The organism is uncultured Microbulbifer sp. (genome assembly GCF_913055755.1).
Classification (GTDB): Bacteria; Pseudomonadota; Gammaproteobacteria; order Pseudomonadales; family Cellvibrionaceae; genus Microbulbifer.
In genome coordinates this window covers 86,496-96,924 of record NZ_CAJXKH010000004.1, presented here as the reverse complement: position 1 = coordinate 96,924, position 10,429 = coordinate 86,496, and the positions used below count along the sequence as shown (strand labels likewise).

The following is a 10,429-nucleotide window of genomic DNA, read 5'->3' as shown; positions in this document are numbered from 1 at the left end:
ACACCCTGTTCATCTGGCAGGTGGCGGTGGCAGAGCAGGGCCGCGGACTGGGCCTCGCCGGCCGCATGCTGCGCGAGATTCTCGCTCGCCCCGCCTGTGCCGAGGTGCGCTATCTCGAAACCACCATCACCCCGGACAACGCCGCGTCCTGGGCACTGTTCCGCAGCCTGGCGCGCAAGCTGGACGCGAACTGTGTCGACACGGTGATGTTCGACCGCGAGCGCCACTTCAAGGGCCGGCACGACAGCGAGATGCTGCTGCGCATCGGGCCGTTTGCTGCGGGTGCCGCTGGCTGAGCGGGTAATCCGCTCTGTGAATTGTTTTCTGTTTTTCCGTTTTCCATGTTTTAACCAACCACTCAAAAAGGGTTGTCACAATGAAAGTTTTTGACGAAATCGAATCTGAAGTAATGAGCTACGCCCGCGCTTTCCCGCGGGTTTTTAACAAGGCCCAGGGCGAGTACCTGTACGACGAGGAAGGCAACCAGTACCTGGACTTCCTCGCCGGTGCCGGCACCCTGAACTACGGCCACAACAACCCGATCTTCAAGAAGGCGCTGCTGGAGTACATCGAGCAGGACGGCATCACTCACGGCCTGGACCTGCACACCAAGGCCAAACGCGAGTTTCTGGAGTCCTTCTACGAGCACATCCTGAAGCCCCGCGACATGAGCTACGTCATGCAGTTCACCGGTCCTACCGGTACCAACGCGGTGGAAGCGGCGCTGAAGATCGCGCGCAAGTACAAAGGTCGCGAGAACGTGATCTCTTTCACCAACGGTTTCCACGGCTGTAGCCTGGGCGCCCTGTCTGCCACCGGTAATTCCCACCACCGCGGTGCCGCGGGCGTGAGCATGAGCAGTGTTGCGCGCATGCCGTACGACGGTTACCTGGGTGACGATATCGATACCACTGCCTACCTGGACAAGGTGCTGTCCGATTCTTCCAGCGGTATCGACCACCCGGCAGCGGTGCTGGTGGAAACCGTACAGGGCGAAGGCGGTATCAACGCCGCCAGTTTCGAGTGGCTGCGCAACCTGCAGGACGTGTGCCGGAAGCACGATGTGCTGCTGATCGTCGATGACATCCAGGCGGGCTGTGGCCGTACCGGCAGCTACTTCAGCTTTGAAGAAGCGGGTATCGAGCCGGACATCGTGACCCTGTCCAAGTCCCTCAGCGGTTACGGCCTGCCGTTTGCGGTAGTGCTGATGAAGCCGGAGCTGGACCAGTGGAAGCCCGGTGAGCACAACGGCACTTTCCGCGGCAACAACCTGGCGTTTGTTACCGCCAAGGCGGCCATCGACCACTTCTGGAGCGACGACAAGTTCGCCAAGGAAGTGCAGCGCAAGGGTGACTACATCGAGCAGCGCCTGCAGAAGATCGTCGACAAATACGGCGACGGCAACATGACCACCCGCGGTCGCGGCATGTTCCGCGGTCTAAACTGTGTGAGTGGGGAATTGGCCGACAAGATCACCAGCGAAGCCTTCCGCAATGGCCTGGTCATCGAAACCAGCGGTGCGGACGACCATGTCGTCAAAACCCTGTGCCCGCTGACCATTAGCGACGAAAACCTCACCAAAGCGCTGGATATTGTGGAAGCCGCGGTCGCCAAGGTGCTGAAAGGGGAAGAAGTGCCGGAAGAGCACGATTTCTTTGCCGACGATGCCGAGCAGGAAAGCTCCCTCGCCGGCGCAGCCTGATCGCATTGCCTCGATTGCGCAGCGGCCCGAATGCGGGCCGTTGCCAGTCGAAGCCTTACCAAGACCTGAGTTGAAATAGCGAAAGTAGAAAGAGTTACCAATGATCGTAAGAAAACTGCAAGAAGCCGAAAAATCCGACCGTCGTATTGTTTCCGAGGGCTGGGAGAGCACCCGTCTGGCACTGAAAAACGACAATATGGGCTTTTCTTTCCATATCACCACCATTTACGAGGGGGCTGAGCTGCACCTGCACTACCAGAACCACCTGGAATCCGTTTACTGTATTTCCGGTGAAGGTTCCGTGATGGCGGAGTCCGATGGTGTGGTGCACGAAATCACTCCGGGAACCATCTACCTGCTGGACAAGCACGACAAGCACGTGCTCAAGGGCAAGACCGAAATGAAAATGGCCTGTGTTTTCAACCCGCCGCTGCACGGCAAGGAAGTACACAACGCGGAAGGCGCTTACGAGCTGGACGCAGAAGAGGTGCAGGACGAAAAATAAGCCGGCCATGTACAACAAGGCAGCAGAGTTCTGGGGTACCAGTCGCGCGTATTTTGCCGGTACCTCGCACCTGAAACTCGAATACGGTCAACGCAAGGATCCCATGAAAGCACATACGGTAGAGAAAATCGGCGGTACGTCCATGAGCGACTACCGCGCGGTACGCGACAACATCATTCTGAAAAACGGCAGGGCGAAAACGGAAGGGTTGTACCAGCGTGTTTTCGTGGTGTCTGCATACGGCGGTATCACCGACATGCTGCTGGAACACAAGAAATCCGGCCGTCCCGGCGTGTTTGCCCTGTTTGCCGGCGCCGATGACGATCGCGAGTGGTCCGATGCGGTAGAGGGCCTGCGCACGCGCATGGAAGAGATCAACGCCGAGCTGTTCACCGACCAGGTGATGCTGGCCAAGGCCAACCGTTTTATCGGCGAGCGCCTGGACGACGCCGCCAACTGCCTGGGAGACCTGGAACGGGTCTGCCAGCACGGTCACTTCGCCCTGGAAGGGCATCTCGATGTGGTCAGTGAAATGCTCGCCAGCCTGGGGGAAGCCCACAGCGCCTGGAACACCGTGCAGCTGCTGAAGCAGGAAGGGATCAACGCGCGCTTTGTCGATCTGACCGGCTGGCGCGACGGTGAGCACAAGACCCTGGACCAGCGTATCGAGAGCGCGTTCAGCGGTGTGGACATGAGCAGTGAGCTGCCCATTGCCACCGGCTATGCGCACACTGCCGACGGCCTGATGAAAACCTTCGCCCGCGGCTACAGCGAGATGACCTTCAGTCGTATCGCGGTACTGACCGGTGCCAGCGAAGCCATCATCCACAAGGAGTATCACCTCAGCAGTGCGGACCCGCGCCTTGTCGGCGAGGAGCAGGCGGTGCCCATCGGCCGCACCAACTACGACGTCGCCGACCAGCTGGCGAACCTGGGTATGGAAGCCATCCACCCCCGCGCCGCCAAGGGCCTGCGCCAGCAGGAAATTCCGCTGCGGGTGATGAACACCTTCGAGCCGGAACACCGGGGCACCCTGGTAACCGGCGACTACGTCAGCGAAACCCCGCGGGTGGAAATCATCGCCGGTCGCAAGAGTATTTACGCCGTTGAATGTTTTGACCAGGACATGATGGGTAGCATGACCGGTTACGATCGCGCGATTAATGAAATCATCGCGCGCTTCAAGGGAATCGTGGTGACCAAGGACACCAATGCCAACACCATCACCCACTACCTGGGCAACAACCTGAAAACCGTCAAGCGGATCAAGAGCGCGATCAACGAGCGCTTCCCGGATTGCGATATCCAGGTGCGCAAGGTGGCGGTGGTCTCGGCCATCGGCAGTGATATGAAAACCTCGGGCATGCTGTCCCGTGCGGTTGGCTCCCTGGCGGAATCGGATATCAGCATCCTCGCGGTGCACCAGTCCATGCGCCAGGTGGACATGCAGTTTGTGGTCGATGAAAGCGACTACGAAAGTGCAGTGAAAAGCCTGCACGAGGCACTGGTAGAGGTGCACGATCACGGGGACGCTATATGCGCGGCCTGATCGGGTCACCTTTCAAAACAGCGCCGTCAGCTTTGCTGGCGGCGCTGTTTTTGTTGTTGCCGCTGGTAATTTCTTCCGCGGCCACGGCCCAGGAGGAGCAGGAGCCGTCCGCGGTCGAGTCAGAAGTGGCCCAGGGCAAAGCGGAAGCTGCGGTAAACCAGTTGAAGGAGCCGCTGTATTCGCCGTTTATCGAGCGCTATGTGCTCGACGAGTTGAAGCAGCTGCGCACGGATATGGCGGCGCAGAATGTGCAGCTGACGGAAAAGATCGTCGACCGCCAGCTCAGTGCCGCGGACAAGGCGATTACCTACGCCACCGATACCGTCACCTACTTTTTCTATCTTATTGCCGGGTTCAGCTCACTGTTGTTGATTCTCGGCTGGACCTCACTGCGGGACGTGAAGGAAAAGGTCCACAGCCTCGCGAACGAGGAAATCTCCAAGCTGGTGGAGCAGTACGAGGCGCGCCTGCGCAGTATCGAAGAGCAGCTGTCGGAGAAGACCCAGCACATCGAACACAACCGCGACGAAATTGAACTCACCCAGGAAATTCACTCCCTGTGGTTGCGCGCCGGTCGCGAGCAGACCCCCGTTGGCAAAATTGCCGTATACGACCAGATCCTGGAATTGCGCAAGGACGATGGCGAAGCGCTTACCTACAAGGCGGACGCGGTACTGGAGCTGGACGAGCCCCAGTGGGCGATCAACCTCTGCCTGCAGGCGCTGCAGATTGACAGCCAGAACGGCAATGCCTTTTACCAGCTGGCCTGTGCTTACGCCTACCTGGAGCAGTGGGAGGAGTCTCTCGATTACCTGCGTAAAGCGCTGGATATTTCCACGGCCTATCGCGACGAGGCCCTGGAGGATTCTGCCTTCGACGGGCTGTATGAAATGCCGGAGTTTATCGCCCTGATGGGGATCCAGTCCGAGCAAGCCGGCGGTGGAAAGGAGGCCAGCTGAACCTTTCGCCGGACAAGAATTGCAAGAATAACCAATAAATCAATACCAAAAGGGGAGAACGCCGTGCTGATTAGTTTCCTGTTTTTTCTGGCTATGTTTGCGGCGGTGGGCATCAGCTCTTACCGCAAAAGCCGCGGCACCAAAAAGGATTATTACCTGGCAAGCCAGGACGTGTCGCCGATGCTGGTGGGGCTGTCTGCGGTTGCCACCAATAACAGCGGTTACATGTTTATCGGTGTGATCGGCTACACCTATGCCACCGGGCTCGCCTCCATCTGGCTGATGCTGGGGTGGATCCTGGGGGATTTTCTCGGTTCCCTGTGGATTCACAAATCACTGCGGGATGCGGCCAAGCGCACCGGTGAGGCCAGTTACGCCGGAGTCCTCGCCAGTTGGAGCGGCACCCGCTTCGGCGCCTGGCAAAAAATTGCCGGCATCCTCTCTCTCCTGTTTCTGCTTGCTTACGCCAGTGCGCAGCTGGTTGCGGGCAGCAAGGCTTTGTACGTGGTGCTGGACCTGCCGATCTGGAGCGGGGCGGTCATTGGCGGCGTGATCGTCGCGGCCTATTGCCTCGCCGGTGGTATCCGCGCGTCCATCTGGACCGACGCCGCGCAGTCGCTGGTGATGGTGGTGGCCATGGGGCTGTTGCTGTACGTGGCAGTGCAGTCCGTCGGTGGCTTCGCTGCGGCCTGGCAACAGATGGGGGAAGTGGAAGGCTTCCTGAGCTGGTACCCCCAGGACTTGTTGCTGCCTGGGGTGGCCGGCGGTGTGGTGTTCGCCCTGAGCTGGTTGTTTGCGGGGATTTCCGTGGTGGGCCAGCCCCATGTGATGGTGCGCTTTATGGCGCTGGACGATGTGGGCCGCATGGTGCAGGCGCGCTGCTGGTACTACCTGTGGTTCACCATTTTCTATTTTATGGCCACCGGCGTGGGCATGCTGTCCCGAATCCTGCTGTCGGACCCGGGCAGTTTTGACGCGGAACTGGCGCTGCCGATGATGGCAATGGAATTGCTGTCGCCGGTGTTTGTGGGGCTGATTCTGGCCGGTATTTTTGCCGCGACCATGTCCACAGCGGATTCCCTGGTATTGAGTTGCTCGGCGGCGCTGACCCACGACCTGCTACCGAAGCGCATCGAGAACACCCGCGAGCTGAAAATTGCCACGCTGGTGATTACCACCGCGGCGGTAGCTTGGGCGCTGCTGAACAAGCAGAGTGTATTCAGCCTGGTGGTGATGTCCTGGTCGGCGCTGGCTTCGGCGTTTGCACCGCTGCTGATGGTACTGGCTGCCGGTGGCCGCCCGTCGCAGAGGCTGGCGATCACCATGAGCGCGCTGGGGCTGTTGACCGCACTGATCTGGCGCTGGGTCGGCTGGCATGCCCATGTCTACGAGGGCATGCCGGGGATCCTGATGGGGCTGGTGGTGTTTGCCGCAGGCCGCTGGCTGGTGCGAGAGCCCGCCGGGCGCGCGGTAAACGCCTGAAGTGCAGAGAGCATCCTGTGAGCCAAGCGCTGCCGCTGAGACCCTGTTGGTGTTGATATAGCACGCAATGGCTCAGCCAGTCGTGCAAGCGGATATCTATGGTAAGCTCAATTTTTACACCATTTGCCTAATGGGCTTACCAAGATAACAAGGAGGTGTGGGATGGCTGATGAGCAGGCATCCCGGGTGGGGGGCACCCTTTTCGGTAGCTTCTTTTTCCTGATGGGGTTTGGTTTCTTTACCGGCTTTGTCGGATTGACGCTGATCGACCGCATTGACATGCGCGATTGGTTGCCGATAGAGGTGAAGATTCTCTCGACCGAGTTGGAGACGCACCGCGATAGCGACGGTGCTACTACGTATAAAGCCAGAGCCAATTATCAATACCACTACAACGGCCGCGTTTACCGCGGAAACCGAGTGAGTGTTCATAAGGGCTCGGACAATATCGGTAGTTACCAGCAGAATATGTACCACCGCCTCTACAGGGCAAAACAGCAGGGGCTTGCCGTCACCGGTTGGGTGGATCCGGACCATCCGCGCGAGTCGGTGCTCGATCGGGAGCTGCGCTGGATGATGGTGGCGTTTCCCTCCATGCTGTGTTCAGTTTTCATGATTATCGGTGCCGGTATTATCTATTTGACCTGGCGGAAGGAGGTGAAACCGAATCCCGAGGTCGAGAAAAATACGCCCTGGCTGGCCCGGCCCGAATGGTCCCCCGAAGGTATCTATTCCAACAACCGCTTGATGGTGGGCGGTGCGTGGTTTATCGCCTTGGCGGTGAACACGATCAGTTTACCGTGTCTTTATATCGGGGTGGATTATCTGACCAGGGGCAAGTATGCCGGTCTGTTGATGCTCGTGTTTGGTGGTGTCGGTGTCTATGTCTTGTACCGGGCGATCAAAAAGACCTTCGAGCACCGCCGCTACGGCAGGGTGCCCGTAGTCCTCAGCCCTTTTCCGGGCGAAATTGGCGGCCAGGTGAGTGGTTATTTGCAGTTTCCCAGTTCGCTCGATGCGAGGTCGGATTTCCGCGTGACTTTGCAGCAGATGCAAACGGAAACCAGGCGCTCTGGCAATAAGGTCAGCGTTTCAAACACCAGTCTGTGGGAACTGGGCAGCACCGGAAGACTGAAGCGCAGTGCGCGCGGATCCCGGATACATTTTGCTTTCGAGGTTCCCGACGCCATGCCGCCGTCCAGAACCCGTGTGGGTAACGGCTATTGGTGGAACCTGGAAGTAAAAGGTAAAGCGCCGGGAGTGGACTTTAGCAGGAGCTACGAGATCCCGGTATTCAAGACCGGCGTGCCGGCACCGGCTACTGCCCGGACTGGTGTTGAAATCACAAAAGCCGAAACCGATTTTACCGAGCAGCTGGAAGCGATGCTCGATATTGAGCAAAGCGCCAATGGTGTCTCGATAAGACAGGCGCCGGGGAAGCAGGCGCTCGCCTGGCCGCTCGCACTTTTTGGGGTGCTGTTTGGCGGCATCGGTATCGGTATCGGCTTTACGGAAGCGCCGTTACTCTTTCCGATTGTTTTCACCGCATTTGGATTACTGTTTGCCCTGATCGGTATCAACCTGTTGATTACCGGGTACGAAACGCTGATTGGCCGAGACCGTGTCGTGCACCGAGTCTTTCGGCGCGACAGGCAAAAGAGTCAAACTATCTGGCCGCGTAAGGACTTGCGCGGATTGTGTTTGCGCAAGAGTGGTTCCGGCGCCAGCGGGGGCAAGACAACGGAGTATTTCGATCTGCTGCTACAGAATAACAGCGGCGAAACGTTGAATGTCAGTTGCAGTATCGCCGGTCGTCTGCCGGCACAGCAGCTGCTGGAGAGTGTCGGTCTGCTGACCGGGCTCGATACTCTGGATGAATACAAGAGCAGAGTACAGTTGAAAAAAGAGCAGATGCAGTTCTGACGGCCCTGATGTCGCCAATTTCGGCGCGGACGCTAGGGCCTGATGTGCAATACTGGACTCTGAGCGCATAAAAAACCCGGCAAGTTGCCGGGTTTTTTTGTTTTCGGTGAAAGTGTCAGAAATTACTGACGAATGCCTTCCACGTCCAGGATCATCTCAACGGTCTGGGAGGCGGGGCCCAGGTCGTAGTCGATACCGAAATCCTTCAGTTTGAATTCGGTGGTGCCGGTGAAGCCCTGACGGTAGCCGCCCCAGGGATCCTTGCCGCCGCCGATTTCGGTCACGTCGATGCTGATCGGCTTGGTGACGCCGTGCAGGGTCAGGTCGCCCTTGAGAACTGCCTTGCCATCGCCATTGGGTTCAAAGCTGGTGCTATTGAAGGTGGCGGTGGGGAATTTGTCCACATTGAGGAAGTCCTTGCCGCGCAGGTGCTTGTCGCGCTCGGCGTGGTTGCTGTTCAGGCTGGTGGTGTCCACGGTTACCTGTACGGAAGAGGCTTCCGGCTTGCTTTCGTCATAGACAAAGTTACCGTCAAACTTGTCGAAGCGGCCGTAGAGCCAGCTGTAGCCCAGGTGCTTGATGCGGAACTGGACAAAGGCGTGGGCACCCTTGGTATCGAACTTGTATTCGGCGGCCTGGGCGCTGGCGCCAATCAGGGTGGCAAACAGCAGAACTGCGAGTTTTCTCATGGTGTTTTCCTTCGGTGGTCCTTGAGTTGGTCGATGGATGGTCAGTGAATAAACGGTGAAGGTTAATAATTTTTCCGGGGTGCAAGCCCGAGCATTTTGCGCAGGGTGCCGTCGCGGTTGATAAAGTGGTGCTTGAGTGCTGCCAGCCCGTGCAGGGCTACCAGCCCCATCAGGGTCCACGCCAGCCATTTGTGTACGGCGCCGGCAATATCTTCCTGGTTTTCCAGCCCCTGAAGCGTCGCCGGTACACTGAACCAGTTGAACACTTCGATGGCGCGGCCATCGGCGGTGGAAATCAGATAGCCGGTGATACAGATGGCCAGTAACAGTCCGTACAGCAACCAGTGTGCTGCGCTCGCGGCCTGTTGCTGCCAGCGCGGTGCGGGCTCCGGTGCGGGTGTCTGGTTGAACCAGCGCCACAGCAGGCGGGCGACCAGCAGTACCAGCAGCAGTATGCCCACGGCCTTGTGGATATCCGGGCCCTGGCGGTACCAGGGGTCGTAATAGGACAGGCCGCGCATCCACCAGCCGAGGGCAAACATGCCGATGATTGCCGGTGCCATCAGCCAGTGAAACGCGACGGCTACCCAGCCGTAGTGACTGTCGTTGTTGCGGGTCTGCACGAATGGATCTCTCTACTGGATTTGAATTCCGAGGCCTGCATTATAAAAATTTTGCCGCTGCAGAAAATTGAAAAAAACGGGTGTTATTTTTCGAAAAAATCGCAGAACTGCCAATAGCGGCTGACTATCGACCGCGATAGGTTGCGTTAATTGATAAGACGAGGATTGCTAAAACGAGGGCGCAGGGAATTTCCTTCGTTACCGTCGGCGAAGCTGCTTTGCGGAAAACGCGATTCAGTGGTGGGACTGGTGCTGGCGCTCTGCGGCGTGCAGGACCCGCCCGAGTATGGCTGGATCGAGATGCGCGCGCTGGCTTAGTTGCCGGGTGAGCCAGGCGGTGTCGTGGCTCGCTTCGCCGGGGGCGCGGCCGTTTTCCAGGGCCAGCTGTTCCAGTTGCCAGATGACGTCCAGTAACAGTTGCGGCTCCAGTTCACGGCCTTCGTCCATCAGGAACAGGTCGCTTTCCAGGCGTTCCAGTTCGGAGCGTTTCAGCACCAGTTCTGAATAGTTGGGGTACCAGCGGCCGCTGTAGGGTTCGGGGCGCCGGTTGAGGTCGAAGGTGATTTTCAGCAGGTTGCCGTCGGCGTCCTGCAGTACCGGGGTGTCGTTTTCCTCGGCGGGCAGTGCGGGGCTCTGGCGCAGTATGCCGACGATCGCGTGCCAGTCGCTGCTGTTGTCCGGGCACACCCGCAGGGGTTGCTTCAGTTCTGCGCTGGGCCAGTCGGGTCTTTCCAGGTAGCGCAGTTTTTGCCCGGGGCGGTACCAGTAGAGGTCGAGTTTGCGGTCTTCGGCGAGGCGGGCGAGGTCGTCGCTGGTGAGGGGTTCTTCGGCGAGGGCGCTGAGGTGGTCCACGGCCTGCTGCACGCTGAGCCAGCGCCGCATATGGAAGGGTTTGCCGGTGGATTTGGTTGCGCTGTCGTTGCCCGCTGCCGCCATGTTCACTCCGCATCCTTGAGAGGAATTTCACCCATAAAGGTTAGCAGTTGGCGGTGAATTT

At 58.7% G+C, this 10,429-nt stretch carries 10 protein-coding genes; 7 read left to right on the top strand and 3 right to left on the bottom strand.

What is annotated here, in order from left to right; genetic code table 11:
• The 7 genes from QZ511_RS02005 to QZ511_RS01975 form a co-directional block, all read left to right on the top strand.
• Positions 1-296 (top strand): GNAT family N-acetyltransferase (locus tag QZ511_RS02005; RefSeq protein ID WP_366935614.1); only part of this gene is annotated, 296 nt, incomplete at its 5' end.
• Between the two features lie 80 nt (positions 297-376).
• Entirely contained in the window at positions 377-1,702 is a 1,326-nt protein-coding gene (gene ectB / locus QZ511_RS02000) for a diaminobutyrate--2-oxoglutarate transaminase (RefSeq protein ID WP_295798188.1), read from the top strand.
• Positions 1,703-1,802: 100 nt separating this feature from the next.
• On the top strand, positions 1,803-2,207 hold the full coding sequence (locus tag QZ511_RS01995) for an ectoine synthase (protein ID WP_295798184.1): 405 nt from the start codon (positions 1,803-1,805) through the stop codon (positions 2,205-2,207).
• 103 nt (positions 2,208-2,310) lie between these two features.
• Positions 2,311-3,756 carry an aspartate kinase gene (locus QZ511_RS01990; protein ID WP_295798193.1) on the top strand — a complete coding sequence of 482 codons (1,446 nt, stop codon included), beginning with the start codon at positions 2,311-2,313 and terminating at the stop codon, positions 3,754-3,756.
• Positions 3,744-4,715, top strand: coding sequence for a tetratricopeptide repeat protein (locus QZ511_RS01985; RefSeq protein ID WP_295798181.1), 972 nt, complete (start codon positions 3,744-3,746; stop codon positions 4,713-4,715). Before QZ511_RS01990 ends, QZ511_RS01985 begins: the two co-directional genes overlap by 13 nt.
• 63 nt (positions 4,716-4,778) lie before the next feature.
• Positions 4,779-6,197, top strand: a complete 1,419-nt coding sequence (locus QZ511_RS01980) for a sodium/proline symporter (RefSeq protein WP_295798178.1) — start codon at positions 4,779-4,781, stop codon at positions 6,195-6,197.
• A gap of 162 nt (positions 6,198-6,359) precedes the next feature.
• Positions 6,360-8,120, top strand: coding sequence for a DUF3592 domain-containing protein (locus QZ511_RS01975; protein ID WP_295798175.1), 1,761 nt, complete (start codon positions 6,360-6,362; stop codon positions 8,118-8,120).
• A gap of 122 nt (positions 8,121-8,242) precedes the next feature.
• On the opposite strand, the gene QZ511_RS01970 is transcribed toward QZ511_RS01975, so the two are convergent.
• From QZ511_RS01970 to QZ511_RS01960, 3 genes are all read right to left on the bottom strand, one after another.
• Complete coding sequence (locus QZ511_RS01970) at positions 8,243-8,809, bottom strand: YceI family protein (protein WP_295798173.1); 567 nt, start codon at positions 8,807-8,809, stop codon at positions 8,243-8,245.
• A 62-nt stretch (positions 8,810-8,871) separates the two neighbouring features.
• Complete coding sequence (locus QZ511_RS01965) at positions 8,872-9,432, bottom strand: cytochrome b (RefSeq protein ID WP_295798171.1); 561 nt, start codon at positions 9,430-9,432, stop codon at positions 8,872-8,874.
• A 234-nt stretch (positions 9,433-9,666) separates the two neighbouring features.
• Entirely contained in the window at positions 9,667-10,368 is a 702-nt protein-coding gene (locus tag QZ511_RS01960) for a hypothetical protein (RefSeq protein ID WP_295798168.1), read from the bottom strand.
• Positions 10,369-10,429 lie beyond the last annotated feature (61 nt).

Coding starts and splice junctions, on each gene's coding strand:
- QZ511_RS01990 (WP_295798193.1), top strand. CDS start 2,311: ATGAAAGCACATACGGTAGAGAAAATCGGCGGTACGTCCATGAGCGAC.
- QZ511_RS01970 (WP_295798173.1), bottom strand. CDS start 8,809: ATGAGAAAACTCGCAGTTCTGCTGTTTGCCACCCTGATTGGCGCCAGC.
- ectB (WP_295798188.1), top strand. CDS start 377: ATGAAAGTTTTTGACGAAATCGAATCTGAAGTAATGAGCTACGCCCGC.
- QZ511_RS01985 (WP_295798181.1), top strand. CDS start 3,744: ATGCGCGGCCTGATCGGGTCACCTTTCAAAACAGCGCCGTCAGCTTTG.
- QZ511_RS01995 (WP_295798184.1), top strand. CDS start 1,803: ATGATCGTAAGAAAACTGCAAGAAGCCGAAAAATCCGACCGTCGTATT.
- QZ511_RS01960 (WP_295798168.1), bottom strand. CDS start 10,368: ATGGCGGCAGCGGGCAACGACAGCGCAACCAAATCCACCGGCAAACCC.
- QZ511_RS01975 (WP_295798175.1), top strand. CDS start 6,360: ATGGCTGATGAGCAGGCATCCCGGGTGGGGGGCACCCTTTTCGGTAGC.